This is a genomic window from Levilactobacillus namurensis (genome assembly GCF_032197885.1).
Classification (GTDB): Bacteria; Bacillota; Bacilli; order Lactobacillales; family Lactobacillaceae; genus Levilactobacillus; species Levilactobacillus namurensis_A.
On record NZ_CP134159.1, the window covers coordinates 2,357,356 to 2,383,610 of the forward strand.

Sequence of the window (26,255 nt, forward strand, 5' to 3'; positions counted from 1 at the left end):
AGACTTTTCGATATCTCGAAACATCAAACAGTCCCCCTAGAGTTGCTAGCTGAAATAACAATCTTTCACCTATCACCCCCAGGGGGACTATCGTGTTGACTCTTTTGTTAAATTCTGATGCCTAGTTCCCTAAATCAAAAGCGCTGGCTCGGGTCCAAAGACCGTTGCTCATCCGGTAGTACACGGTCTGGTGCCCGTTAGCATCCGTCCGGTAAGCCCGGTTGGTAATCATGTACGTCCGCTTCGGCAAGTCCGCCGTGGTCCCCTTCAGCTTTGCTAACAAAGGATCGTTGAACGGCCGCGTGTAGACGGGGTAGACCTTCATCAAGGTCAACTCATTTTCGTAGTCTTGCACGTCGAACTTGTTGAATTCCAAAGCACCCGTCCGAATCCAGTACTTCGTGGTCGACTTCTTGGAGAAGCGGATCCGGTACCACTTACCCGTATCGGCTTGGGCCCGCATGTCGATGTAGACCCGCTTGTTCTTCAGCTTCTTCCAGTCGAACTTCATGATGTTCCAGTTCTTGTGCCCCCGAACATGGTTGTACAGGGAGTACTTCTTGTAGTTGCTCTTCAACTGTGCGTTTTGCGTATCCAGCCCAGCATAGTACTTTTCTTCCTTGTTGGTCTGCTTACGCTTCTTCAACTTCTGCGCTGGCTTCTTCTTAGCCGGTTTCTTGTTTGGCTTGACCGTGGTCTCGGAGATTGGCTTTTGCGGCGTGACCGTGGTGGTGGTAAACGGCGCAATGGTGGTCTTGTTATCCCCAATCTTAATCTTCGAACCCGTTAACGCGAAGTTACTAGAGACGAAGGTCGCCCCGTTCTTCTGGGTGGTAATCTTGTTACCCTTAATGGTGATGTCTGACATCGGATTATCATCCGTCTTCCCGGCATCCAAGTAGATATATTGCTTGGTTGGGTTGACGTTGATGAATTCGTTATCCGTGATGTTCAAGTTCTTCATGTCGTAAGACGGTTCGGAGTTATACAAGTAGATGTAGTTCCCAGAACCTAAGACCCGTTGATTGATGAACTTGTTACCGGAGATCCACAGGTCGGAAATACCCTTGAAGTGAATCGTGGCGGACCCATCGTCCAATAACGGCTTGGGGTCAACCACCGTGTTGTTGGTAAAGTGCACGTCGTGAATGATGCCCGCTGCACCGTGCTTGTAAATCGAGTGTTCCCCAATCGGGTTCGGCGCGTAGGATTGGACTTGGCCGGATTCACGCGTCACTGGCAAGAACTGGTTACTGTCCACGTTAACGTCGTAGGATGGCAAGTTATCGTACTTGTCGCCCGCCAACTTGTAGGACATCGCCTTTTTGTTCGAATAGTCGACTTGAATGGCTTCCTTGTAGTCCTTAGAGCCGTTGAAACCGGTAAAGACCGAGTTCAAGACGTCAATGTTATGACTACCGTCAATATCTATGTAGTGTCCAGTTGGTGATTCGGCATTGTCGAAGACACAGCCATCAAACGTCACGTTCTTCGCGTGATGGATACTCTGGACGAAGACACTTTGGCCGTCTTCCGTGTTATCCCCTTGGAACGTCGCACCCTTCCAGGTCACGTCCGAGATACCGCCATCATAACCGGCCGACGGACTCGGGTAAGCGAAGTTCAACCGATTACCATCCGTGATCCGGAAGACGGCATCCTTATCGAACTTAAATGTAATATTCGAATGTAAAACCACGTGGCCGGAGTCAAAGACGTACGTCCCCTTAGGCACGTGCACTGTGACGTGACCGTGGTCCCACTTATCCAACATATGCTGGAACGCGTCGTTGTTGATCGTCTTGGCATCCCCAACCATGCCTTGATGCTTCGCGTTCACCGTGGTATCCGCGTAAGCGACAGTCTCCGTAGCGGTCGTCGGTAGGGTCGTGAGGCCCACGACCCCCAATAAGGCGACTCCCACAGCCACTGCAGCTGTCAGATAGTTCTTCCTCAAATTCAAAAAAGCCCCTCCATTCACTAAATCTTTCTATACCCCCACAGTATAAGCTAATCCAAGAAAGTGATGGGTCAACTTAACCGAATTGTTACAGAAATGAAAGATTCCGTGCCTAGAAGAGCCGTGAATTTGATGATAATTGCGTCTAATTTACATCAAGCTGGTGATATCTGCGTGCAATTGGTTCAAGCGATCAACCACTTGGCCCCGCACTTGGGTGTAGACCTTGACCCCATCCGGTGTCAGCTTGAGGTTGTGTTGCCGCCGGTCAATCGTGGAGGCAATACTTTCGATCAGCCCCGCCCGTAATAACCGGGAGATCTGACCGGAAATCATGGACTTGGAAACGCCGATTTGGTTGGCAAACTTGGTCGGCGTGAAGTCTTCCCGCTGATCCGTGATGGCGTGTAACAGATTAAACTGTTCCAAAGAAATCGTGATTTCCTCCGTCTTAATCGTCGTTACTGGCCGCATAATCTTTTGTAATTGAGAAAACCATTCTAAGGATTGGCCCAAGTCGTTTGTTTGCGTCATATTGTCTACTCTTCCTTTCAAATTCTGCACTGTATTGCCTAGCTGTTACTATTCTGACCCACTAACCGTTTATTATAACCGTTATTTTCAGCCTTTATGTTACCTTTTGATTAATAGTTTATAGCATTGTAAATGAAAAAACTAGTTATCTGTCGTTTCTTCATACTTTTTTCAAAAATCTTCTGCCGTTATTCTGGTCCCCCAAACATCCCCGTAACCAGCGTCCCGTCTACCGTTATCCGGAATGTGTCCGGTCACCGATTCACGCGGAACCGTTGAACTTCGCGCAAAAACTTCGTATTATTGACGTAATAATTGACCAGAAGGAGCTCAGTATGCCAAAAATCAAAATGATTGCCACCGACGTCGACGGGACGTTCCTGAATCACGACCGCGACTATAACCACGCGCGGTTCGCACAACAGCTGCAACGCCTCATCGCCGCCAACATTCGCTTCGTGGTCGCCAGTGGGAACCACTTAGGCCACCTGCACAAGGTCTTTGCACCGACGCCGGCCGTTCAGACCTTCGTCGCTGAAAACGGCGGTCTGATTGTCGACCACGGTCAAACACTGTTCGAAACGGCCATTCCGTTGCCGACCGTGCGCGAAGTCGTCCACGCCATCCTAGCCGATGACACCATCCGGCCCCAAGTCTTACGCCTATCCGGTGCTCATGGGACCTACGTTGTTCAGGGGAATCAGCCCTTAGATCCAGATGCCCAGGACTACTTCATCGACAACTTAGTCACGGTCCCCGACTTGTTGATCGTGGACGACACCATCTACAAGATCAACGGCGAATGGCCCAACGACTCGATCCAAACCATGGCCGCCAAGTTGAATCAGCGGTTCCCGCAACAGATTCACGCGACCGCCAGCGGCTTCGGCAGTATCGACATCATCGCGCCCCACATGAACAAGGCCATCGGAATCACCCAATTGGCACAGGCCTGGGGAATTGCCCCCAGCGAGATTGCCGCTTTCGGCGATAACGACAACGACCAAGAAATGCTGCGCCACGTGGGACTAGGGGTCGCCATGCGCAACGGGACCGATTCGGTCAAGCGCGTTGCCAACCTCCTCACACCCACGGACAACGACCACGATGGGGTCCTCAACGTCATCGACGCCATTTTAGCCGATGAAGTTTAACCCTAACTAAACCTGCAGGACGGTTAACCCCTTGGTTAATCGTCCTTTTTGAGTGACCACAAAAGGCGGGCAATCAGCCGCCACATCCGCAAGGTTGAATGTAGCTGACCGTGACCCACTCCCTGAACGGGATACTCGTGATACCTTACAGGCGATTGGGCGACCACCTGCCGCAAGGGCGTGGCTTGGCCCACCGGCACCTCACCATCCGTCTGGCGCCCCGCTAACAGGCCGTAGACGTTATGGATCTCCGCTCCCGCGTTGGCCCAGAGGTTCTGCCGCCCCGCTAAGAGGTGCCGGTAGGCGGGATCAGGTGCCGTCAGCGACGGTGCTTCGTTGACCGGCGTGCCCAGTAACACCAAACGGTGCAACCGGGGCAACGTCGGGTCGGCCCCGTCGTTGACCAGACTGTGAACCATCGCACTGCCACCCCATGAATGGGCCACGGCGTTATAGGCCGTGACACCGTAGCGCTGCTTGAGGGCGCGCAGGATCTGGGTGACCCAGCGAATCTGTTGCCGGTAATCCTTAGTCAGGTTCCGGTCGAACAAGACCTGAATGGTGGGGTTGGCCGCACCGGCTGGCCAATGACCCGTGACCCGCAAGTGCCCCTGATAATCGACCCGAATCGTCAGGACTTTGGCGGCATACCCCTGCTGGGCAAACCACCGTAACATGCCATTATAAGTCCAGGCATTACCGCCCCAGCCAGGAATGAACAAGGTCGGCACGGTCGTGACCTGAATCCCCGCACGACGATACCGCCGATTGCGCGGACGGATGGCCCGCCGGCTCAACTCGTGATAAGCCAACCAGGCACCACCCAGTAAAACCGGTAACCACTGCCACTTACTCCTCAAGGCTGTCCCCCCTAAACCTGTATATTATGCCAGTTTTTTTAATTGTGCACAAGAGAAAATTTGTTACGCAAATATTCGGGCTTATTAACTAAATTATATCAAAATTTATCCGCATAAAATTTTCATGCTACCCTAGAACGGTTAATCCCCGTGCCCATTAGTTTAGCTTACCACTTTCCCACCAGACTGGTCGCGTTGGGCTGCGAATTCGAGTTGACAATTGTCCGTATAAAAAATAAAATAGAAGTTAAATTGAAACCGCTTTTATTTTAAAGAAATCGAGGAATCACAATGCAAACGACCACTAAAGAATGGGATACTTATCAGAATCAACCTGTGACAGAATATACGATAGAAAATGACCACGGGGTCCAATTATCCGTCCTCAGCTGGGGCGCCACGTTGCATCACCTGAACGTGCCTAGCGCCAACGGGTCCAAGAACTTGGTGCTATCTTATCACAAGATGGCCGACTACCTGGACAATCCGTTCTACGTCTGCATGGGCATCGGCCGGACCGGTGGCCGGATCCGACGCGGGACCTTCCCGTTAGGTGGCAAGACCTACCACGTTGACGCGAATGAAGGGCAAAACACCCTGCACGGTGGCCCCCACGGCTTCAACACGGTCAACTGGGCCGGGAGCCTGGACACTAGTGACCCCGATGCCGCTAAGATTGTCTTGACTCACACCTTCACCAGCACCGCCGATTCCTACCCTGGCGACCTGGACGCGAAGTTGATCTACGGGCTGGACAACGACGACCACGTGACGTTAACCTTCGAGGCCACGGCCAAGACCGACACCACGGTCTTCAACCCCACGGCACACCTCTACTTCAACCTTAGCGATGACCAACTGATTACCGGACAGACCTTACAGGTCAACAGTGACGACCACCTGGACTTAGACGGTGAGAAGTTGCCAACTGGTAAGTTGATTGCCAACGCCAACACGCCGTTCGACTTCAAGGCGGGGCAAAACTTGGGTAGCGCTATCCGGGGAATGCAAGAAACCACGGAAAAGGGCTTCGACGATGTCTACCACGTGGTCCCCGCAGCGGATCACACCATCGCCAAGCTAAGCGACCCGCAATCTAAGCGTAGCGTCACCATCAAGTCGGACCGCAACGGGTTAGTGGTCTTCACCGCCAACTCCTTCACCAACGACCTCAAGTTGGCCGCCGGTGCTGGTCAGCCTTACATGGGTGTGGCCCTGGAACCACAAACGTTGCCTGACTCCATGAACCACCCCGAGTTCGGCGACGTGACCCTGCCAGCTGGGCAGACGCAACAGTACCATATCAGTTACGACTTAACTTATTAATTCCTGCTAATCCGTCATGCTTCGGTATGGCGGATTTTTAATACCACTAGCCAAAGGGCGGTAACGTGGCTAGTCTTTCCCATCTTTTAACAAAAAGTAAGCAAAATGATTGACCCACGATACCCCCTATGGTAATTTAGATGGGCACGATTAATCATTACTTTAGTGAAAGGAGTTTTTCTCGAATGGCAAAGAAGTCCAAGATTGCAAAGGAAAAGAAGATTGAAGCGACCGTCGCCAAGTACGCTGACCGGCGGGCCGAACTTAAGGCAGCTGGGGATTACGCGGCTTTGGCCCTGTTACCCCGGAACGCTTCGCCCGTCCGGATCCATCACCGGGACCACCTCGATGGTCGGCCACACGCCTACATGCGTAAGTTTGGCCTCTCCCGGCTGAACTTCCGGGAATTGGCCCACAAGGGTCAGATTCCGGGCGTCAAGAAAGCCAGCTGGTAAGATCAGTTGCGCACCGAACGCGTTGTGATCCGCGGTTGTGGTCTCAACGCGTCTACCAAGCCTGTTCGGCCCGACACTTCTATCGGTGCACCGAACAGTTAACCCCAATCAAACCAATCCTCACCCGCGTGGTGGGGATTTTTTTCGTGGTTTGACACCCCCCGCCGATTTCCGTAGACTGAGGGTTAATCACACTTTAAGAAGGAAGTTCACAACTATGCAAGTTGAATCTATCGGCTGGGAATTCGACGTTCTCCAAGCCAACACCTTCGACGACGCTTACCCGCGTCTCGAAGCCGTCTTCGTGGGCGTCGCACCCGCGATCGCCTATGATGCCCAGAACCACCCCAAGTTTAACCGGACCATCGAACGCCACTTACGCGACCTGGAAAAGGACTTGCGGCAAACGCACCAGACCGACCTCAGCACCCTGGGGACTGACAATCTAGCCCAGAACCTGGCCATCATCACCCGCTTCGTCACCGACTACCAACACCGGCTCGCTCAGGACATCCTGATCCCGAATCAGCTGGAACTGGAGAGTCTAACGCTGGGCGGTGAGTGGCTGTTGCTCTGGAACCAGGCGGCACCGCTGGTCCAGCAAACAGACCGCGAACGCGAACCCATGCCTTTCAGTGAACCGGCAACCCCCACTGAAACGCCAGCTTCCCAACCAACCCCACCGGACCACCCCGATGATGGCACCACGTCTAACGGTTACATGCCGGTCTAGGTCTAGCATTGACAGCCGCCTTACCGGTCGGCCAGACAGGGCTGGAACGCAGTGGGCACAACTTCGAGCCAAAAAGCGGTCTCGAAGATTGGCCTTTGACTAGGGCAGCTAAGAACGCTCCCCAAGTCAAATTTCACTGCTGAGCCCTGTCTGGTCGTCCTCACGGCTCCGCTAGTATTAAACCACTAGAACCACCGTTTAACGACCATGTAAGGGACCAACTGTCGATAGGGCCCAGCCGGTGAAATTGGCGTTAGGTCAGCGCATTTTCTGACCTTAGGCCAAGGCCGAGTTTCAAGACTCACGGGTTGGGTGAGGCTTGAAATCGTGCCCACTGGCGTCACGGCCCTGCCAATCGACGGTTGGTCCCGAATGCCCCCACCCCCATCCAATATACAAATCAGCCCCGTCCAGTTCACCAACAGGACGGGGCTGATTTGTGTTATTGGGTGTAACTTAACATGAAACCGAATTTAGTGAATCGTGACCGTCTTCCCGGCGACGTCGATGTCCAGTGGTTCGCCACTGATTAACTTGAAGTGGGAACCGGACTTGTCGACCGTGACTTTGATCAGGCGATCATGGAAGACTTGCCGGAAGGAATAGCTGGTCCAGGTCTTTGGCAAGAATGGCGCGTAATGGAGTTGCCCATCACGAACCCGCATGCCAGCGAACCCTTGAACCACGGCAATCCAACCACCAGTCATGGCCGTGATGTGCAGGCCATCCGTGGTGTCGTTGTTGTAGTTATCCAGGTCCAACCGGGCCGTCCGGGAGTAGAGCTCGACGGCCTTGTCTTCGTAATGCAGGTCGGAAGCCAAGACGGAGTGGATGGCCGGGGACAGACTGGATTCGTGGACCGTTAACGGTTCGTAGAAGTCAAAGTTGGCCTTCTTCTGTTCCGGCGTGTAGTCGTCGATGAAGTCCCAGATACCTTGCAAGACATCCCCTTGCTTGATGTACGGTGACCGCAAGATCTTATCCCAAGACCAGTGCTGGTTGATGGGCCGCTGGTCGGCTGGAATCGCACTGACCGGTTCGATGTCCTTGTCTAAGAAGCCATCGTGTTGGACAAAGATGTTCAAGTCCTTGTCGTATGGCAGGTACATCCGGTCAATGATATCTTGCCAGTGAGCCTTTTCGTCGGCGGAAACGCCTAACTTCTTAGCCGTGGCGTCATCCACTTGATCCAGGATCTGCAGGGTATACTTCAACGTCCACTGAGCCAACATGTTGGTGTCCCAGTTGTTATCCACGTTGTTTTCGTACTCATCAGCCCCCGTGACCCCGTGGATCATGTACTGGTTGTTGCGCTTGCTGAAGTGGACCCGGTCCGCCCAGAACCGTGAGATTTCGGTCAAGACCTTGGCCCCTTCATGTAAGACGTAGCTGGTGTCACCCGTGTAACGGGTGTAGTTGTAGATGGCAAAGGCAATGTCGCCGTTCCGGTGAATTTCTTCGAACGTGATTTCCCATTCGTTGTGGCATTCGATCCCGTCGAAGGTGACCATTGGGAACAAAGCCCCCTTGAGACCCTGTTCCTTGGCGTTGACGTAGGCACCATCCAATTGGTTGTACCGGTACATCAACAGGTTCCGGGTGACCTTAGGATCCGTGATACCCAGGTAAACGGGCACGGCGAAGGCTTCGGTATCCCAGTAAGTCGCACCCCCGTACTTTTCACCAGTGAAGCCTTTAGGCCCAATGTTTAACCGGGCATCTTCGCCGTAGTACGTGGAGAACAATTGGAACAGGTTGAACCGAATCCCTTGTTGGGACTCGTCATCGCCGGCGATTTGCACGTCGGACTTGGCCCACCGGTCCGCCCAGATCTTGGTGTGGGCCGCTAACAGGTCGGCATAGCTTTCCTGGGCCACTTGGTCGCTCAACTGGTGCATCGCGGCCGTTAATTTCTCTTGGGTGTCGTAGTCCCGGGAGGTCACCACGATGACCCGCTTTTCCAAAGTTGCTTCAGCTTGCGGGGCCAGTTGCCCTTGGTAAGCCGTTGCCACTTCCTTGTCATTGGGTTGGTCGACCGCTACGTTGGTCAGGTCCGTGACCACCCGCATTTCCATCCCGGACGTGAACCGCGGGGTGCCGAACGGGTTGGGCGTGGTCTTAGCCACGATACTGCCACTCGTGGCTTGTTGATCCGTGTCCAAGACTTCCCAGAAGCGCTCGTCGTAGTTGGCCTCTTCGTTCTTGACGTCTGCGTCAATGGCCGGCAGGAGCTTCACGTCGACGGCTTGGTCGCTCAGGTTCTTGACCGTGACCTTTTGCACGGAGAGTTCCTTGGTGGCAACGCTTAAGAAACGTTGGAAGTTCAAGGCGACCTTCACGTCCCCGCGAACCACCGTGAACGAACGGTTCAAGACACTGGTGTGCATATCGAGATTCAGCGTGAAGTCTTGAATGGTGTCCTTGGCCAGGTCAACGGCCTCACCATTGATCAGAATGGGCAACTTGATAAAGTTGACGGCATTGACCACTTTCCCGAAGTACTTGGGGTAACCGTTCTTCCACCAACCTACACGGGTCTTATCTGGATACCAGACGCCGCCCAGGTAGATGCCTTGCAAGGAATCGCCGGAGTACCCTTCTTCAAAGTCACCCCGCATCCCCATGTAGCCGTTTCCCAGGCTGGTCATCGACTCCTGGAGGCGCTTATCTTCTGGCTTGAAGGTGTGGGTCGTGACGTTCCACGGTTGAACTTCAAAAATACGTTTCATCGTCGAAAAACTCCCTTTCTACTATCTTTCTTCTCTAGAGATACATCCTGATTTTTGCGTTAGCCCAAGCAAGGGCCCGTTCAGCTACCTAGCTGACCACCAGCTGCGCAGCTGAACGGGTCCTTGGCGGTGTCGCCACCGTCTTGGACGCGTTTAAGTTTACGAATTAAGCTTTGTAAGTTTCCTTGATACTGAAGACGGAGAAGGCTCCGATGGCCATAATGACTCCGGCTAACAGGAACATCGCCGTTTGTGAGTTCCCCAACATTGGGAACAGGGCGAAACTAGCCAATGAGGCCACAATCTGTGGCAAGCAGATCGACCCGTTGAACAGACCCAAGTAAGTCCCCATGTGGGCCCCTGACAAGGCGTTGGTGACCATGGTCAATGGGTAAGTGTTCATCGCCGCCCATGCGATTCCGACTAAGACGAAGGAACCGATCAAGGCGTATTGGTTGTGAATGAAGAACACGGAGATGAAGCCCAAGGCCCCTAAGCCTAAACTACCAGCATAGCCCAACTTGTGAACACTGTTCGGTAATTTAGCCAAAACGTAGGACCAAACCACCGCAGCAATGGATTGTACGGCGGCTAAGACCCCGTACCAGTTCCCAGCGGCTTGGTAGCCGGCGGAAGCGGCGTTGGTGGTGTTCCAAACGTTGGACGCAATCGCCCCAGCGGAGTAAGTCCAGAGGTATTGGAACGCAATCCAGCAGAAGAATTGAACTAAGGTAACCGTCCAGAAAACCTTCGGCGCGGTCTTCAGTAAGGTCCACCAGTTCCCACCTTGGGAGTTGTCTTCCTTAGAGATACCGTGATACTTGGCGTAGGTTTCTGGATCGTATTCGTGGACCCGGAAGATGGTCAGCAAGCTGGTTACGATCAGCAAAGCCGCACCCACGTAGAAGGCTACCTTAACCGTATCCGGAACGACCCCTTTAGCGGCCACGTTCTTCAAGCCGAAGTAGGCGAACAGGAATGGTAAGATGGCGGCTAAAACCGCACCCACGTTAGACATGAAACTTTGAATCCCGTAAGCGTAACTCTTCTGGTCATCGTTAACCATGTCCCCGACCATCATCTTGAAGGGTTGCATCGCCACGTTAGATGATAAGTCCAGGAAAGCCACGGTAATGGCCCCGAACAACAAGGCAGCTAGTGAAGCGTACCCGAAGCCCAGACTCCCGGAATTTGGTAACAGACACATCACGATGACGGCGACCAGGGCCCCTAAGGCCAAGTATGGTAACCGCCGACCACCTAGGCGTGGGGCCCAGGTCCGGTCAGAGTAGTACCCGACGATTGGCTGAACGATCAATCCGGCCAGTGGTGGCAAAATGAAGAACCACCCTAAACTGTTGGGGTCGGCCCCGATGGTTTGGAAAATCCGACTCATTTGAGAACTTTGCAACGTGAAGGCCGTTTGTACCCCCAGGTAACCAAAGTTGATCATCCAAATGGTGCTGGCTGATAATTTCGGCAACCCGGTCTTGGTGCTATCGACCGTGGTTGTATCTTTTGACACGACATCTGCCATGCGAAAACCCTCCTTAAACCAACTAATCATAAAATAATTGCTAAAGCGTTGCCCTATCTACTGAGCAACCGATTACATTGGTTATTATGGCACCGCTTTCATTTTAATGCAACCGTTTGCGCAAACTTTTTTTGTATTTGTCACGTATCCCACCTTAGTTGCTTCAGACAACGAACAAGTTCAACGCCTGTCTAGCAGCTTTTAGGGGGTCCCCAATAGGCGGCCAACTTTAACCCCCAGCACGGTAAAAAATTTTACCGGCCTCCGCACCCGTGCAACAAAGGTCTGGACCAACTGCTACCTTTTTCTCAACAATCCGTTAAAAAACCTTCCCCGACCAAGTAGTCGTAAGAAGGTTTTCGTTTGAGAGCATAATATGATCAATTCAGTAGTTTACCTGCCACGTAGGCAACGCCCCACCACCCGTCACTAGGAAATGTCTAAAACCTAGTTGGGGGACCTCCTGGCTAAAAGCTTAAAGGACCGCTGGACCTGATGTTTACACGACAGTCAGCCGTGAGGACGGCCAGACCAGGCTCAGCCGTGAAATTTTCCTTGGTGAGCGTCTTTCAGCTCGCCTAGGAAAAGGCCAAGCTTGGAGACCTGTACTTGGGGCTCAAAGTTGCGCCCACGGCGTTCCAGCCTGGTCTGGCCGTCCGGTAAGGCGAATGACAATCACCATTGGTTGGCCTCATACCAGGCCCTAATTGATTGCGTAAGGAATCTGAATGCGTCCCGGCGTCGGTGTTTCGAGCGGATCACGGTCACTGAAGAGTAAGGCGACCGTTGCCGACCCCATCTTCTCGGGGAACAGGTCGACCGAGTGCAGGTTGGCGTCGCTCATCCCCGCCGGTAGTGACTGGTTAAAGCTGACAATTGGGAAATGACTGATCGGATACTGTTCGCGCATCAACCGGTAGAACTCGATGGCGTTGAAGTCATCGGTCGCCATGATGCCGTCAATCTCCGGGTGCTGCTTAATGAACAGCCGGACCCGGTTCAACTCACCTAACTTGCAAGTCAACGGTTCCGCGTTAAAGTTGGCAGCGACCCGTTCGTACCCCTGCCGACGCTGTTGCTCGTAAGCCCAGTTATGGGCCGACTCGACGAAGACGGGGTGCTTGACCTGAAGCTGGTCCAACAGATAGGTCGCCCCACCAATCCCGGCTTGTAAGTTGTCGTTATCGACGAAGTAATCTTCCGGATGGTCGGCGGCCGGTTGGCCAATCGTGACGAAGCGCAAGTGGTACTGCCGCAAGTACGCCGTAATCGCGTCATCGGGGTGCGCATAAAGCAGGATGAAGCGCTTGATCTTCCCCTGGGTCACCATAGACTTAACGTTATCCAACAATTCGTCCGTGGTCTTACTGATAGCCACCGACAAGACGTAGTGCCGTTGCATCAGCTGGGTGTTGATGCCCCGCAACAGGTCGATATAAAACGGATTTTCCGGGACCACCCGTTCCGTGGTGGGAAAGACCACACCCACGGCATTGGCTTCACCAGCCGTTAAATTTTTAGCATTATAGTTTGGCAGATACCCCTCCGCCTCAGCGAGCGCTTGAATGCGTTCCCGCGTGGCCAGGCTAATCCGGGGATTATTATTGAGGGCCCGGGAGGCGGTGGAGACCGACACCCCCGCTTTAGCCGCAATATCGCGAATCGTTAACATGGCAATTTCTCCTTATTGACTCCTGACCAAATTCTACCATAAACCGCCTACCCCCACAAAGGACGCCTGGCTTGAAAGTTAGACCAATGACACCGCGTTTGCGATTTACCACCAGGGCCCATCCCCGACTAAGCATGCGGCCTGACTGGTTCAATGCCCCTTTGTTGTGATTGGCCTAAAAGATGAAGCTTATCATCAAAAAAGGGACTTCCCTGGGTGATGACGCCACCCCAGAAAGTCCCCCTTTAATATTCGGAATTAGGAAAGGGGCCAGTTTCGAAACCGCGCCGTGGCTCGAAGTAGCGCCCACGTCCAGTCCGGTCTGGCCGCCCGACAGCACAATGCCGTACCTTACCCCTTAACCGGCTTATGCCGCGTCGGTAGGCTGGTCGGCGGGGTCAGCGGCAGCGTCGTCACGAACTGACTTCCTTGCGGCTGATTATCCCGCACCCCAATGGCACCGTGATGCAGGTCAACGATCCAGTGGGCGATGGACAGGCCCAACCCGTTACCGCCGGTCTGCCGACTCCGCGACGAATCGATGCGGTAGAACCGGTCGAAGATGTGGCGCCGTTGGTCCGGCGCGATGCCGATGCCCTGGTCGGCCACCACCAATTGCCACTTCCGGCCGACGACTTTTGCAGAAATAGTGATAGTACTGCCTTGCGGCGAGTATTTCATCGCATTATCAATCAGAATGTTCATCAACTGGTGAATCAGGTTCTGGTCCAAAGTAGCCTTAAAGGGCGTGACGGGCGTCAGCACCAACTGCTTCCCCTGACTGGCCGCAATCTCGGTGTAGGGTTCCACCGTGCGGGATAAGAAATCGGCGACTTCTGTCCGCTCAAAGTTGGTCTGTAAGGTATTGGAGTCTGAACGGGCTAACGCTAACAGATCATGCGTCAGCTTCTGAAGTCGCTGGCTTTCGCTGTTGGCAATCGCTATATTTTCCGCCTGGTCAATGATTTTATCGTTAGGCTTAGTCAACAATAACTCCAGTTTATTCTGGATAATGGTCAACGGCGTCCGCAGCTCGTGGGCCGCGTTTCCCACGAACTCGGTCTGCCGCCCCCAGGACTTCAGGATCGGCCGCATGGTCAGCCGGGACAGCCAGACGCTGATCAGAATGGAGAGGAGCCAGAAGATGCCCATGGTAATCAGCATGATGCGCCGGAAGTTGCGCATGGCACTCTTCTGGGGATCGATGTTCTCCATAATCAAGAGGTATCGTCCCGCGAGCGACCGGTCATTATTACTCTGCGGCACCTTGGTCAACAGGGTGCGGAAGTTATACTTGCCCCCGACCACGATGCTTTTGAGCTGGCCGACCTCTGAACGGTGTAGTTGAATATCCTTCAAGCTATCGTACCGCGAGCCCAACTGGGCCTGGTTGATAATCTTACCTTTGCTGTTAAAGACCAAGGTGGTGGTCATAAAGGGGTGGGCACTACCCCCCTTATTGGGCTGTTGCTTCTGCTGCGTATCCCGCTGGGCCATCCGGTGGGGCGGCCCCGCCAACCGAGCCGACCGCTCAACGCGCAAAGTCTGGTCCGCACTGGTCAACATGGCGCGGCTAAACAGGACGAAGACGATGACGCCTAATAGGATAAAAATGAGGGCGAACCCCACGAAGCTACTTAAGAACAGCCGCCACCACTGCGACCGGTTCGCTTTATTGCTCATCAGGGGCCTCCACGATATAGCCCGCATTCCGGATGGTGCGGATTGACAGTGCGCTCCCCGCATTCTTCAATTCCTTCCGGAGATTACTCATATAGACTTCCACCACGGACAGGCTGGTCTCGGAATCGAACCCCCAGAGCCGATTAAAGATCTGTTCCTTGGTAATGATGGTCCCGGGATTGCCCGCCAGATAGGCCAGCAAGTCGAATTCACGCCCTTTCAAGGTCAACGGGTGACCCGCGTAAGTGGCTAAATGCTTGCTGGTATTAATCACTAAATCGCCTAGTTGAATCACGTCACTACTGTTCAGGTGTCCTGAGCGTTTCAGCAAAGCCTTCATCCGGGCCAACAACTCTTCCCGGTGGAAGGGCTTGGTCACGTAATCGTCGGCCCCGTCGTTGAAGCCACGCAGTTTATCCGCAATTGTATCCTTGGCGGTCAGAATCAAGACGGGGGTCGAGATGTTCTGATGCCGAATATGCATCAGGAGGTCCAACCCGCTCTCGCCCGGTAAGGCGAATACCCACCACAATCATAGCGCTAAGCAAATTCTACCTAAAAGTATAGCTTACCTGACGAAGAATAACGCCACCTTAAACCGGATTTATCTGAAAACGCTAATTTTCTTTAAAGATTGGTCCGCTACGGCCCATCTTACCCACGGTTAGCGGTATTCTCAAGGCATATGGTATCCTAGTATAGTAAAAAATAGTGGTGAGTAAGTGTAAAGCCACCAAACCTATTAGGGGCAATTCAAACCAAAGGTCACCATCAATCACGGTATTTCGAGTATGATTAAGCGGAGATATCGATTAAGGCGGTTCACCAATCTTAACGGGTCACGGAGTCTCGTTAGGCGTGGTCACCCCACTGGCTGGCCACCGCATCCAGCGGTTAAGCAACCATCAGCGCCACTGCCCTAGGCGACACCTATTTTTCATTTTTTCGTACGGAGGGATTGTTAACAATGAAACAACATCGCGATACTTTAGCGGCACTACGCGTCAGTCGCTGGGTATATGGGGGAGCATTCTTAATTCCATTGGTCATCCTGTGCCTGGCTTTCTGGCACCTCAAGTTAGCCCCATTCGGGCCCAAGAACCTGCTATTCAGTGACATGGGGGCCCAGTACGTTCCCATCTTGGAATACCTACGGACCACCATTCTCCACGGGCAGTTCCACCTATTCTCCCTATCATTAGGGACCGGGAGCGGCATCGTCCCGTTATTGACCTACTACGTGATTAGTCCGTTCAACCTGATCGTCTTCCTCTTTCCCGCGGCCCGCATCACCACGGCCCTGAGCTGGATCATTTTGTTGAAAGTCAGCACGATTGGCCTCACCATGGCGGTCTTCTTACGGCACGCCTTTCTCAAGAGCGGCTGGTCACTCCTGCTCTTCTCCACGGCCTTCAGCCTCTGTGGCTTCGTGGCCATGTACTTCTACGACATGATGTGGCTAGACGCTTTGATCTGGTTACCCTTAGTGGCGCTAGGCCTGCACCGGCTGGTCGACCAACACCACTTCGGCCTCTACACGGTCAGCCTGACCGCCACGATTCTTTCGAACTACTATATGGGCTACATGACTTGCCTCTTCTCGGTCCTCTACTTTATCTACCTGATTGTTGAACACCAACCGACCAAGACCAAGTTCCTTAGTGTCCTGAAAATGCACACCGCGGCGATTCGGCAGTTCTTCATCGGCTCCCTGCTCGCCGGCGGCATGACCGCTGTGGTCCTCTTACCCACGGCGCTGGGCATGTTGCTGACCGGCAAGAGCGACGTGTTCTACCAGAATTACCTACCGTCGCCCCTCTTTGGCCCGGAAGTCCTGGCCCAATTCGGCCCCGGTGGCAGCACTTACGTCACCCACCTGTACCACGCGCCGACCCTCTTCATGGGGACGCTGATGTTCCTACTGGTCATCGTCTACTTCGTCTCGCCCCGTATCCGGGCCGTCGAGAAGAACCGGACTATGTGGCTGTTGATTGTCATGGGACTCGGCCTCTTCGTGACCCTGTTCAATACGGCCTGGCACATGTTCCAGCAACCCGCTGGTTTCCCGTTCCGTAACGCCTACTTTTTCACGTTCCTGTTGCTGATCACGGCCTACCGTGCTTGGCAGACCCACCCGGCACAGTCGATGAACGATCCCCAAAAGATCCTAGCCCTGGTCTGGGGCGCGGGACTCCTGATCGTCGGTTACCTGTCCGCCCACGTCTTCCCTAAGCTGTACTTCAAGGCTGCGGCGACCCTGAACAACACCCTGTACCTCAAGAGTCAGCCCTCCTTCCACTGGATGTGGCTGTCACTAGGACTCTTACTCTTGAGCACCATGTTACTGTTCATCAGCGAATGGCGCCCGCTTCGAATCGGTTTACTGGGCTTACTCCTAGCCACCGAACTGGGTGGCAACTACCTGGTCGCGAACCGCGGGATCGAGTTCGGCAACCAGGCCGCCTTCGAGAAATACTACCGCCAAGATAAGGCGCTGCTCGCAAAAGTCAACGCTTCCCAGACCACCAGTGACCTGCACCGGGTCGAATTCTTGCACGCCACCATCAGTAAGGCCTACGATGGTCCGTACAACCACTACAACGACCCCCTGCTGTTCAACTACTCGGGAATCAGTTCCTACTCTTCGACGCTGATAGAACAGGCGCGGGTCTTCCAGCACGACCTGGGGTACTTCAGTCCTAACGTCCGACGCATCAGTCCCCAAGGCTACACCCACGTGACCGATACTTTACTCGGGGTCAAGTACCGGCTCAACGCCTTCAAGGACCCACAGATTACGCCCCTATCCTCCTACGCCGGGCTAGGCTTCGCCGTGCCCGCCAAGTTGGCTAAGGTCCAGTTGAACGACCAACAGGCGCTCTATAACCAGGAGAAGGTCTTACGGGCCCTTGGCGCACCCCAAAACACCTTGGCGCCCACTAGCGTCTTAGACGTGTCCACGCGACGGGCGACCGCGCATGACATGGTCAACATCCCCGGTAAGTTCCGGACCCTAAGACACGACGGCGACCGCTACTTACAGACGGTCAAACTCCGGGTCAACGCAACCGGCTTGCTTCACGGCTATTCTCCTGACAACAACATCATCTATTCCAGTCTCCGGGTCAACGGGAAGAAAGCCAAGCCGCTGACCAACGCGGACGGACTCCGCTACGTGATCAACCTGGGACAACACCAGCGGGGGACGGTGCTCACCGTCAGTTACGTGACCAACAAGCCTACCGAGGGGTACCACAACCAGTTCGTGTCACTCAACCAACGGCTCTACCGCCAGTTCACCCGGCAGTTGCGTCAGCAATCGCTACACTTCCGGGCGGATAACCAGGTCTCACGGCTCTCTGGAGACGTGCAGGGAACACCTGAACGCAACCTCCTGTACGTAGCCATTCCGGATACACCGGGTTGGTCAGCGACGGTCAACGGCAAGCCCGTGACCATCACCTCCGCGATGCACGCCCAATCACTGATTCCCGTGGTCAAAAACTACAAGGGGATGATTGGCGTGCCCCTCAAGAACGGTCAGAACCACGTGGTCTTGCGTTACCGAACCCCCGATCTACGGACGGGCGCCATCATCAGTCTGGCCTGCTTAGTCCTCTTCGGGGTCCTCTGGTTCACCGGCGAATGGCTCCGACCACTCGAAACCAAGCATAGTCGCCGCCACAACGCTTAAAATTTAAGACATCCTCAAATGGCCGCCAGAAAATTTCTGGCGGCCATTTTCTGTCCACTAAGCCCTTAGCGGGTGGCCCTAACGCCACCCAACTAAAAAAGCCAACCAACGGGGGCGCCCGCTAGTTGGCAACTGACCACGCAAGGACCTGGTCAGTGGTAATCCTTCTCATCCACACTTTCTGGTAGCCGCTGGTGCAACCAAAGAATCAATAAGATGTTGGTCGCAATCAAGCTTCCGAAAGCTTCTAACCCCAGCCGCGTCACCGCATGCTGGCCAAAGATGGCCATTAGCGAGACTAACACGATCAACAATAACGTGTTGGCGTAGAGCCCGAAACGGTTGGGGAAAAAGGTCGTCAGGGCGATCATCCAGGTCGCCGTACCGAATCCTAAGACCGAAATCGTCCGGAACGTGACGGCGCTGATCCCCGTCAGTTGGTTGGGTACCATTCCGACCAAGACCAACGCTAAGAACGCTGCGACTAGGCCCAAGACGGGTACCGCATAGTACAATTTTGACATTAAGCCACCTCCCCATGTGTTACGTTCACCATACCTAATCTGGGACGGTAACCCTGCGCATTCTGCCTAGTTGACACGCAAATTGACTAAACAAAAAAAGCGCTAGAAATTGAATTCTAACGCAACTTAATCGATTCGTCTACCCCTATCGTTTAGCCGGACGGCCCCCCGGACCCATGAAGATCCCAATGAAGAGCCACATCAGGCCGATGCTCACCCCTAATGGATCACGCCAGACTAGGCCAAACAATCTCAGTCCGGCGTCTCCGAGCAAGAACCCGATGCCAATCCAAAACGGCCAGTGTCGATAGAAATGATGGTTAAAGCCAATTTGCATCGCCAATCTCCCCTATTCGTCACGAAACTTTCCCAACGAACCTAGTCGCCTGCTTTACAGGACCAGTTTACCACGTTCCTCCAGGGAGACTGTGCGCAATGACTAGGCGATGCTCAAAATCGTGACCCGCTAGGAGAACCTTTATGCGTGCGGTTCTTCTTCGACCGGCCGCACTTTCGACCGGTCCGGCTGGCCTTGGGTCACCCGGTTCATCGCCAATCGCAACAGGAACGGTGCCAAGAGTGTTGCCAAGACGATGGCCGTCACAATGGCGGAGTAACGGGCCGTTGACATCAACTTAGCCGCAAACCCGATCTGGGCAATGATCAACGCCATTTCCCCCCGGGAGACCATCCCGGCGCCGACAGCCAGGGAACTGTGCCAGGAAAAGCCCGCCAGCTTGGCGCCACCACCGGCCCCAATCAGCTTGGTCAACACAGCGACGACCGTCAAGATCAGGATGAACCCTAACTGCTTGCCGATTCCGCTAAAGTCCATATTCAAGCCGATGCTGACGAAGAAGACGGGGATGAAGACCGCGTAGCCCACCGGTTCAATATGCCGATCGACCACGGACCGCGCGGACGTCTGTGAGATGGCGATACCGGCGAAGAAGGCCCCCACCACGTCGCTCAAGCCCACGACTTCGGCAACGTACGCCATCCCGAAACACAGGATCATAGCCATCAACGTTGCCCCCATGGGGATCATCAACCGGTCCCCAATCTTAGCCATGTACGGCGCCAACCAGCGCACCACGAAGTAGATGGCCACAAAGTAGACCACTTGCAGTAAGGTGGTGACCAACAGGTTGCCGGACGCGTGCCCATCAACGGCGGTCCCCGTAGTCGAGACCAGGACACTTAAGATGATGACGGCTAACACGTCGTCGACCACCGCCGCGCCCAGAATCGTGGTCCCTTCCCGGCTACTCAGCGCGTTCATTTCCTTTAAGACTTCTACAGAAATCGACACCGAGGTCGCCGCGAAGATGACGCTGATAAACAGGCTCTCCGTCTGCGGTAAGTGGTAGCTGATGGCCACTAGGTAGGACCCCACCACCGGAACGATGACCCCTAGAATGGCCACTAACACGCTGGGCTTCAAATACCGTTTCAATAATTGCAGATCACTTTCCAGCCCCGCAATAAACATTAAAATAATCACGCCGATTTGGGCAAAGCTGTCCAGGTTCTCCGTCAGCTTCAACCAGCCCAGCATCGCCGGTCCCATCACGACACCGACCAATAATTGGCCAATCACGGCCGGAATCCCAATCCGCGTACTATAGTGGCCCACAATCGTGGTGGCCAGTAAAATCAACGTTAAATCTCGTAATAATTCCATCAAATTCCCCCTTTGGCGCACAAAAAAAGCGCCCACTTCACCTCTATACCTCCCCAACCCAAGGAAAGTCACATTCTTGAAAGCAGTCGCTTCAACCCGATTTTGTTCAATTGCAACTCATTATACCGAACTTACCCGGCCAACACAACCAACGACCCTCGTCGAGAAATTTACCCTTCTAAGGTAAACGACACTACCCGCCACCGGGCAATCGTGTTAAACTAAGAACGATTAACGATTGTGAGGTGACAGCAGATGAAGTGGCTAGAATCAAATCTAGTAGTAATTTTTTGGGCAGTTATCTTCGGTGAAGTCATTGGCTACATCGGTGAGTCATTGGAACAAATGACCTATCGGCCGATGCAACTAGGCATCACCATGGCAATTGTCGCCTTTATCGCGGTCAATGGGGTTACCTTATTGTCGCGTGATAGTAACGCGAAGAAAAACTAAGGCCTACTAACCGACGAGCTTTCGCCATTAGGCAACTAATGCGCCGACCAAAAGCACGATTGACTCCCCGCGAGCCGACCGTGCTTTTTTGGTGAAAGTATCCCTATGTCACTTCATCCATAGCATCCGCCTTACCGGGTGCCCAGACAGGGCTGGAACGCCGTGGGCACCACTTCGAGCCAAAGAGCGGTCTCGAAGCTGGGCCTTTGACTAGGGCAGCCAAGAACGCTCCCCAAGTCAAATTTCACGGCTGAGCCCTGTCTGGGCACCCTCACGGCTCACAATCGTGTAAACCTAAAGATAGTTGGCTATCCTGAAAGTTCTTTAAGTTTTGAGTGATAATCAATCTGCCAATTAGTCTTTAAATAGTCCCCAATCGGTTGTTGGAATCACCTAGAATTACGAATAGTAACGGTCGAGGACTGTTTGGTTAGCTGATGGTTGCCAGTAACTTTAGCGTTAGATCGTTCGCTAGTTGACAGCCCGGAGGCGAGCAGAAGCTCAGCTAGCGAAATGATGGTTAGTCAGCGTCTTTTGCTGGCTTACCATCAGGCCGAGTTTTGAAATTCGCGGTCTTGGCGAAGTTCAAAATCGTGCCCGCAAGCGTTCCAGCTTCTGAGCGCCGGAGGGCGACCAGCTTAATCCTAACTAGCACGACGCGGATAGACGGCGTTCCAGCCCTGTCCGGGCGTCCGGTAAGGCGGCCATGACCGCCAACGTTTCACAAACCCATACAGAGAGAAGTATCGTTTACCATGCAACTTACGCAACTTACCGCCCAAATTATCCTGATGTTCGGCCTCATGTTGATTGGGGTCCTGATCAATAAGTGCCACTTGATGCACGCCCAGACCGCCAACGACCTGACCAACATCCTCCTCTACGTGGTCTCCCCCTGCCTCATCGTCAACGCTTTCGAGCAACCCTTCTCCGGGTCCCGGATGCGCCAATTTCTCCTAGCCGCACTGGCGACCTTGCTCTGGTACTTAGTGGTCACCGGCCTGGCTTGGGCCATCTTCGGCCACCTCAAAGACCCCAACCTCCGCCGAATTACCCAGTACGGCAGCATCTACTCTAACGCTGGATTCATGGGGATTCCCCTAATCAGTGCCCTGTTCGGCAGTACCGGGGTCTTCTACGCCGTCGTGGCGTTAGCCGGATTCAACCTCTTCAGCTGGACCCTGGGCGTTCGCCTGTTCCACAGCCAGACTAGCCACCAGGTGCGTCAAGTACTGCTAAATCCCAACATCATCGCTATCGCGGTGGGGCTCCTCCTCTTCTTGACCAGTTGGCACCTGCCCACCACCCTTAACCGCATCGTCCAAGCCGTGGGGCCCGTCAATACGCCGCTCTCGATGATCGTTATCGGCAACAGCCTGGCCCAGATTCACCTGAGCCGACAAATGTTGAATCCCTGGTTGGGACTCACGCTCCTCTTACGCAACCTACTGTTCCCCTTGATCGGTGCGGGACTGCTCACCCTCCTGGGCGTTAGCGGCGTCGCCTACACCACCACCTTGATCATGATTGCCTGCCCAGTCGCCGGCATCGTGGTGCTCTTCACCTTGCAGATTCACGCCGACGCCGCGCCCGCCATCGCGGTCATGAGTCTCTCCACGGTGCTCAGTCTAGTGACGATTCCCCTAGTCGTAGCCCTCGGCGCCCATTAACTTCCCCAGAATTAGTAAAAATGGTTCTACAATATCTGTTGTTGGTAATAGATTTTTATCTATTACTGATGACAGATTTTTTGTTTATCATTAGAATAAAAAAGCGGACATCTCCCGTCCGTTAACTTGCTCCCACCACAGAATTAAGTCAAGAAAGGAAATGCCCTATGTCAAATGATACTACGAAAATGTTGTTAGGAATAGATGATGAACACTTAATAATTGAGGAAGGACAAGTGGGTGATGATGGAGTGATTCGATTGGTGGGGTCCCTAAACTACACCCCCAAGGCATGCCGCAATTGTGGGATTATCAATGATCACCAAATTATTGGCTATGGTTGGCGGAAGACCACCATTAGATTCGCAAAAACATTGGGCAGCACCGTTATCCTGTGTCTCAATCGGCGAAACTTTCACTGTAAGGCTTGTCATACCAATTTCCTGGCGCAGACGAATGCGGTGCCGAAACACTGCACGATTTCAAATACGACCCGCAAACAATGCTTAGAAAAACTGACCGAACCGGTTTCGCTCAAACACATTGCCGATGAGTTATCCACTTCGGATTCATTCGTTGGTCGGCAGCTCTTGCGCGCTGAACGGGACTTTCAAACCAACTGGCACTATTTACCAAAAGTTCTCCTCATGGACGAAGTTAAAAGCACTAAGAGCGCCACCGACGCGATGAGCTTTGAATTTATGGATGCGGAAACCCACGAATTGATCGACCTGTTACCCTTTAGGACCATTTATCAGCTTCAAAAGTATTTCCAGCATTACGACCAGGCTGCGCGAGAAAATGTGAAAATTATCGTCACCGATATGAACTATACCTATCCCAAATTGGTGGGGCAGATCTTTCCGAACGCCATCGTTGTCATCGATCCGTTCCACTTGGTTAACGCTTTAAATCGAGCTTTTAATAAGACGCGGGTGCGCCTCATGAAAACCCTGGCGACTTCCTCACGCGAGTATCACGCCCTAAAACGCTATTGGAAACTATTATTAACGCCGGAAAATCACCTCAACTACGAAGCTTTCCGTAAGTGGACAAACTTCCCTTATCCAGCGACTGCCACTGATGTGGTTGATGCTTTATTGGACATTGATCCCGAGCTCAAGCAAACTTACAACGTGATGAATCGGTTACGTGAAACCATCAAAAACCGTGATTGGCCCAACTATAATCAAGTATTCCATCACTTAGAGGGCTGCTCGGAAGAGATGTTGGCAACCCTCCAGACCCTAGCGACTCATCATGATGAAATTGGCAATACCTTTACTCACCATTACACCAACGGGCCCTTAGAAGGTTCAAACAACAAGATTAAAGTCATTAAACGCACTGGATTTGGTTACCGAAACTTCTTCAGATTCCGGCTAAGAGTGCTGTTCGCTTTTCGAGTTCATACAAAAAGAGCTCTAATCACCAAGTGATTAGAACTCCAATATTTTGTTCACCAACAACAGTTGACGAAGAACCGTAAAAATACGGTCCAAAATTGTATTTTGACAATTTTGGGCCGTATTCATGTCACATTGCTTGAATCAATCCGTCTCCGAATCGTTCACGTTCCGGTTACTTTCCGCCCGAATCTGATTCTTGATGGCGTTCATATCATGATCCAGTTGATGGACCATGTCCGCTTTGCGTAATAATTCTTGCCGGAGTTCCGCTTGGTGACTGATTTGTTTCTTGTAATTAAGTTCATGCTCCAATGACGCCCAGAAGTTCATGGCAATCGTTCGAATCTGGACCTCCACGATGACTTCCTTCTTCCCCGCCGCCAAGTAGACCGGTACCGCTAGAATCAAATGCAGGCTGCGGTAACCGTTGGGCTTGGGGTGGGTCACGTAATCCTTACGCTTCAAGATACGGACGTCCGGTTGCTTGGCTAAGCGGTGTTCGACCGCCGTGATGTCGTCTTCGAACCGCACAATGACCCGGATCCCCGCAATGTCGTGCATTTCTTGGGGCAGCGTATTCAAGTTGAAGTCCAGGTGCTTACGTTGCACCTTTTCGACGATGCTTTCCGGTGATTTGATGCGGGTCTGGAGACTATCGACCAGTGAGTGGCCGTTTTGAATCTTATACTCCTGATCTAGGTACTCGATCTTGGTCTGAAGTACCCGCATCGCACTCCGGTAATTCAGCATCATTTGTCGAAATTGATCAATGGCTTCCAGGGTCGCCGGATTATTCGGTAAGTTCGCTGGCAAGTCATCTTGTGACCGTACACGTACCATCCTATTCCTCCTTATGCACGTTGCCGCCAGTGGCGAATCTCAGGGACTAGCCACCAGAGCAACAAAAAGTTTACCAATAACGTCAAAGCCGTAAACGTAAAGACGCCGCTGTAGTTGAAGAGGTTCGCGATAATCCCCCCAAACAAGGAGCCAAACATACTCCCCAGCGCCTGAAACGATTGGTTCCAACTAAAGACAGTCCCGGTCAGCTCCTGCGGAGAGTTCTTGGTCAGCATGGTCTGGACTACCGGGAACAACGCGCCATCGGAAATCCCAATCATGAACCGGAAAACGCCCAGTAACCATACGCTGGTCACGAAGCCTTGCGGGAAGTACATCAAGATGGCAAAGACGTACCCGAAGACTAAGATCCGGGCCGTGCCTTTGCGGTCCCCGTACTCCCCCAGCTTTGGCGCCGCAATCAACGTGGAAAATCCGGGAAGCGCGGCGATGATCCCGGCGACCACGGTCACTGGTCCGACCCCGTGCATCAACTGCCGCACGTAGAGACTGATGATGGGCGTAATCGAATTGTTTCCCATCTGAATAATCATGGTCGAGACCAATAACACGATAATCAGCTTGGGATTCTTAAACGCTTGGCGCCAACTGCCCCCCTGCGCCTGCTGGGCGCGCGTAACGGGAGTGAAGTGTTCGTGGACCAACGTCGCGCTCAAGAAGAACACGATGATCAGAAAAATCCCGGTCAATAAAAAGGTCCACCGAATCGAGAAGACCTGGGCCATGATTCCCCCTAACACGGGGCCAATCAGGTTCCCGCTGACGTACCCGGTGGTTAAAATCCCCAGCGCGTTGCCGCTCTTGTTCCGCGGGGTCTCCGCGGCGACTAGGGCACTAGCGTTGGGGATGTACCCCGCAAACAGGCCTTGGAGAAACCGCAACCCAATCAACTGCCAGACGTTGGTCACGAAGCCCATCAGCCCAATCACTAGGGCCATCCCCAACGACGACCGCAATAGCATCAGCTTCCGGCCTTTCCGGTCCGCCAAGCGGCCCCACACGGGTGAGATCAACGCAATCACTAAGAACGTGACCGCGTACGTGACCCCACTGTACAAAGTCAGCTGCCCCTTAGTGAAGGTACCTAAATCATCAACATATAAGGAAAGAAACGGCATGATTTCACTAAAGCCCATGCCCGCAATAAACGTTCCTAACCATAGCACGGCAAGATTACGGCGCCACTGCTCCGGCTTCCGTTTTCCCACGATGCCATCCCCTCTTTCTTAAATTTCTAGCGACTTACCTTTGTATAGTCTTTAGTTTAGCATATCTGGCCGGCAGTCGCGTCTTATCTGTCATGCGGTGACTTTGGGG

The 26,255-nt window shown here is 53.3% G+C and carries 21 protein-coding genes; 8 read left to right on the forward strand and 13 right to left on the reverse strand.

The window, feature by feature from the left end:
- Positions 1 to 121: 121 nt before the first annotated feature.
- Both RIN67_RS11290 and RIN67_RS11295 read right to left on the reverse strand, forming a co-directional pair.
- Positions 122 to 1,963, reverse strand: coding sequence for a glycoside hydrolase family protein (locus tag RIN67_RS11290; RefSeq protein WP_265000044.1), 1,842 nt, complete (start codon positions 1,961 to 1,963; stop codon positions 122 to 124).
- A 147-nt stretch (positions 1,964 to 2,110) separates the two neighbouring features.
- Positions 2,111 to 2,494 (reverse strand): MarR family winged helix-turn-helix transcriptional regulator, encoded by a 384-nt coding sequence (locus tag RIN67_RS11295; protein WP_024747503.1) that lies wholly within the window; start codon positions 2,492 to 2,494, stop codon positions 2,111 to 2,113.
- Between the two features lie 335 nt (positions 2,495 to 2,829).
- On the opposite strand from RIN67_RS11295, the gene RIN67_RS11300 reads away from it, so the two are divergent.
- On the forward strand, positions 2,830 to 3,648 hold the full coding sequence (locus RIN67_RS11300; protein WP_265000045.1) for a Cof-type HAD-IIB family hydrolase: 819 nt from the start codon (positions 2,830 to 2,832) through the stop codon (positions 3,646 to 3,648).
- Positions 3,649 to 3,683: 35 nt separating this feature from the next.
- Here the strand turns inward: RIN67_RS11300 and RIN67_RS11305 are convergent, their stop codons facing one another.
- Positions 3,684 to 4,508: an alpha/beta hydrolase gene (locus tag RIN67_RS11305; RefSeq protein ID WP_265000046.1), complete on the reverse strand. Its 825-nt coding sequence runs from the start codon at positions 4,506 to 4,508 to the stop codon at positions 3,684 to 3,686.
- Positions 4,509 to 4,799: 291 nt separating this feature from the next.
- On the opposite strand from RIN67_RS11305, the gene RIN67_RS11310 reads away from it, so the two are divergent.
- The 3 genes from RIN67_RS11310 to RIN67_RS11320 all read left to right on the forward strand — a co-directional run bounded on the left by RIN67_RS11310 (position 4,800) and on the right by RIN67_RS11320 (position 7,022).
- A complete protein-coding gene (locus RIN67_RS11310) occupies positions 4,800 to 5,834 on the forward strand; it encodes an aldose epimerase family protein (protein ID WP_265000047.1) in 1,035 nt (344 codons plus the stop codon).
- 185 nt (positions 5,835 to 6,019) lie between these two features.
- Positions 6,020 to 6,289, forward strand: coding sequence for a 30S ribosomal protein S14 (gene rpsN / locus RIN67_RS11315; protein ID WP_024747499.1), 270 nt, complete (start codon positions 6,020 to 6,022; stop codon positions 6,287 to 6,289).
- A gap of 217 nt (positions 6,290 to 6,506) precedes the next feature.
- Positions 6,507 to 7,022 (forward strand): hypothetical protein, encoded by a 516-nt coding sequence (locus RIN67_RS11320; RefSeq protein ID WP_265000048.1) that lies wholly within the window; start codon positions 6,507 to 6,509, stop codon positions 7,020 to 7,022.
- Between the two features lie 473 nt (positions 7,023 to 7,495).
- Here the strand turns inward: RIN67_RS11320 and RIN67_RS11325 are convergent, their stop codons facing one another.
- The 5 genes from RIN67_RS11325 to RIN67_RS11345 all read right to left on the reverse strand — a co-directional run bounded on the left by RIN67_RS11325 (position 7,496) and on the right by RIN67_RS11345 (position 15,127).
- A complete protein-coding gene (locus RIN67_RS11325) occupies positions 7,496 to 9,751 on the reverse strand; it encodes a glycoside hydrolase family 65 protein (protein ID WP_265000049.1) in 2,256 nt (751 codons plus the stop codon).
- A gap of 166 nt (positions 9,752 to 9,917) precedes the next feature.
- A complete protein-coding gene (locus tag RIN67_RS11330; RefSeq protein WP_265000050.1) occupies positions 9,918 to 11,288 on the reverse strand; it encodes an SLC45 family MFS transporter in 1,371 nt (456 codons plus the stop codon).
- A 703-nt stretch (positions 11,289 to 11,991) separates the two neighbouring features.
- Entirely contained in the window at positions 11,992 to 12,960 is a 969-nt protein-coding gene (locus RIN67_RS11335; RefSeq protein ID WP_265000051.1) for a LacI family DNA-binding transcriptional regulator, read from the reverse strand.
- 351 nt (positions 12,961 to 13,311) lie between these two features.
- Positions 13,312 to 14,643: a sensor histidine kinase gene (locus RIN67_RS11340; protein ID WP_265000052.1), complete on the reverse strand. Its 1,332-nt coding sequence runs from the start codon at positions 14,641 to 14,643 to the stop codon at positions 13,312 to 13,314.
- On the reverse strand, positions 14,633 to 15,127 hold the full coding sequence (locus tag RIN67_RS11345) for a response regulator transcription factor (protein WP_390894543.1): 495 nt from the start codon (positions 15,125 to 15,127) through the stop codon (positions 14,633 to 14,635). The genes RIN67_RS11340 and RIN67_RS11345 overlap by 11 nt, the downstream gene beginning before the upstream one ends.
- Positions 15,128 to 15,610: 483 nt before the next feature.
- On the opposite strand from RIN67_RS11345, the gene RIN67_RS11350 reads away from it, so the two are divergent.
- Positions 15,611 to 18,337 (forward strand): YfhO family protein, encoded by a 2,727-nt coding sequence (locus RIN67_RS11350; RefSeq protein ID WP_265000053.1) that lies wholly within the window; start codon positions 15,611 to 15,613, stop codon positions 18,335 to 18,337.
- Positions 18,338 to 18,489: 152 nt separating this feature from the next.
- On the opposite strand, the gene RIN67_RS11355 is transcribed toward RIN67_RS11350, so the two are convergent.
- The 3 genes from RIN67_RS11355 to RIN67_RS11365 all read right to left on the reverse strand — a co-directional run bounded on the left by RIN67_RS11355 (position 18,490) and on the right by RIN67_RS11365 (position 20,545).
- Positions 18,490 to 18,861, reverse strand: coding sequence for a hypothetical protein (locus RIN67_RS11355; RefSeq protein ID WP_024747491.1), 372 nt, complete (start codon positions 18,859 to 18,861; stop codon positions 18,490 to 18,492).
- Positions 18,862 to 19,006: 145 nt separating this feature from the next.
- Positions 19,007 to 19,198 (reverse strand): hypothetical protein, encoded by a 192-nt coding sequence (locus tag RIN67_RS11360; RefSeq protein WP_024747490.1) that lies wholly within the window; start codon positions 19,196 to 19,198, stop codon positions 19,007 to 19,009.
- 141 nt (positions 19,199 to 19,339) lie between these two features.
- A complete protein-coding gene (locus tag RIN67_RS11365) occupies positions 19,340 to 20,545 on the reverse strand; it encodes a cation:proton antiporter (RefSeq protein ID WP_265000054.1) in 1,206 nt (401 codons plus the stop codon).
- Between the two features lie 255 nt (positions 20,546 to 20,800).
- Here RIN67_RS11365 and RIN67_RS11370 point away from each other — a divergent pair, with 255 nt between their 5' ends.
- From RIN67_RS11370 to RIN67_RS11380, 3 genes are all read left to right on the forward strand, one after another.
- On the forward strand, positions 20,801 to 20,998 hold the full coding sequence (locus tag RIN67_RS11370; protein WP_024747488.1) for a YjzD family protein: 198 nt from the start codon (positions 20,801 to 20,803) through the stop codon (positions 20,996 to 20,998).
- Positions 20,999 to 21,753: 755 nt separating this feature from the next.
- Complete coding sequence (locus RIN67_RS11375) at positions 21,754 to 22,668, forward strand: AEC family transporter (protein ID WP_265000055.1); 915 nt, start codon at positions 21,754 to 21,756, stop codon at positions 22,666 to 22,668.
- A 167-nt stretch (positions 22,669 to 22,835) separates the two neighbouring features.
- Complete coding sequence (locus tag RIN67_RS11380) at positions 22,836 to 24,107, forward strand: ISL3 family transposase (protein WP_035181568.1); 1,272 nt, start codon at positions 22,836 to 22,838, stop codon at positions 24,105 to 24,107.
- Positions 24,108 to 24,218: 111 nt separating this feature from the next.
- Here RIN67_RS11380 and RIN67_RS11385 read toward each other — a convergent pair whose 3' ends face one another.
- Both RIN67_RS11385 and RIN67_RS11390 read right to left on the reverse strand, forming a co-directional pair.
- Positions 24,219 to 24,917, reverse strand: a complete 699-nt coding sequence (locus RIN67_RS11385; protein ID WP_265000056.1) for a GTP pyrophosphokinase — start codon at positions 24,915 to 24,917, stop codon at positions 24,219 to 24,221.
- Positions 24,918 to 24,928: 11 nt separating this feature from the next.
- Positions 24,929 to 26,146 carry an MFS transporter gene (locus RIN67_RS11390; protein ID WP_265000057.1) on the reverse strand — a complete coding sequence of 406 codons (1,218 nt, stop codon included), beginning with the start codon at positions 26,144 to 26,146 and terminating at the stop codon, positions 24,929 to 24,931.
- Between the last annotated feature and the right edge of the window lie 109 nt (positions 26,147 to 26,255).

What these genes read in the sequence shown, in the direction of transcription:
- RIN67_RS11360 (WP_024747490.1), bottom strand. Translation starts at nt 19,198, where the DNA reads ATGCAAATTGGCTTTAACCATCATTTCTATCGACACTGGCCGTTTTGG.
- RIN67_RS11385 (WP_265000056.1), bottom strand. Translation starts at nt 24,917, where the DNA reads ATGGTACGTGTACGGTCACAAGATGACTTGCCAGCGAACTTACCGAAT.
- RIN67_RS11355 (WP_024747491.1), bottom strand. Translation starts at nt 18,861, where the DNA reads ATGTCAAAATTGTACTATGCGGTACCCGTCTTGGGCCTAGTCGCAGCG.
- RIN67_RS11340 (WP_265000052.1), bottom strand. Translation starts at nt 14,643, where the DNA reads ATGAGCAATAAAGCGAACCGGTCGCAGTGGTGGCGGCTGTTCTTAAGT.
- rpsN (WP_024747499.1), top strand. Translation starts at nt 6,020, where the DNA reads ATGGCAAAGAAGTCCAAGATTGCAAAGGAAAAGAAGATTGAAGCGACC.
- RIN67_RS11295 (WP_024747503.1), bottom strand. Translation starts at nt 2,494, where the DNA reads ATGACGCAAACAAACGACTTGGGCCAATCCTTAGAATGGTTTTCTCAA.
- RIN67_RS11375 (WP_265000055.1), top strand. Translation starts at nt 21,754, where the DNA reads ATGCAACTTACGCAACTTACCGCCCAAATTATCCTGATGTTCGGCCTC.
- RIN67_RS11380 (WP_035181568.1), top strand. Translation starts at nt 22,836, where the DNA reads ATGTCAAATGATACTACGAAAATGTTGTTAGGAATAGATGATGAACAC.
- RIN67_RS11370 (WP_024747488.1), top strand. Translation starts at nt 20,801, where the DNA reads ATGAAGTGGCTAGAATCAAATCTAGTAGTAATTTTTTGGGCAGTTATC.
- RIN67_RS11300 (WP_265000045.1), top strand. Translation starts at nt 2,830, where the DNA reads ATGCCAAAAATCAAAATGATTGCCACCGACGTCGACGGGACGTTCCTG.
- RIN67_RS11365 (WP_265000054.1), bottom strand. Translation starts at nt 20,545, where the DNA reads ATGGAATTATTACGAGATTTAACGTTGATTTTACTGGCCACCACGATT.
- RIN67_RS11345 (WP_390894543.1), bottom strand. Translation starts at nt 15,127, where the DNA reads ATGCATATTCGGCATCAGAACATCTCGACCCCCGTCTTGATTCTGACC.
- RIN67_RS11310 (WP_265000047.1), top strand. Translation starts at nt 4,800, where the DNA reads ATGCAAACGACCACTAAAGAATGGGATACTTATCAGAATCAACCTGTG.
- RIN67_RS11350 (WP_265000053.1), top strand. Translation starts at nt 15,611, where the DNA reads ATGAAACAACATCGCGATACTTTAGCGGCACTACGCGTCAGTCGCTGG.
- RIN67_RS11330 (WP_265000050.1), bottom strand. Translation starts at nt 11,288, where the DNA reads ATGGCAGATGTCGTGTCAAAAGATACAACCACGGTCGATAGCACCAAG.
- RIN67_RS11325 (WP_265000049.1), bottom strand. Translation starts at nt 9,751, where the DNA reads ATGAAACGTATTTTTGAAGTTCAACCGTGGAACGTCACGACCCACACC.
- RIN67_RS11335 (WP_265000051.1), bottom strand. Translation starts at nt 12,960, where the DNA reads ATGTTAACGATTCGCGATATTGCGGCTAAAGCGGGGGTGTCGGTCTCC.
- RIN67_RS11320 (WP_265000048.1), top strand. Translation starts at nt 6,507, where the DNA reads ATGCAAGTTGAATCTATCGGCTGGGAATTCGACGTTCTCCAAGCCAAC.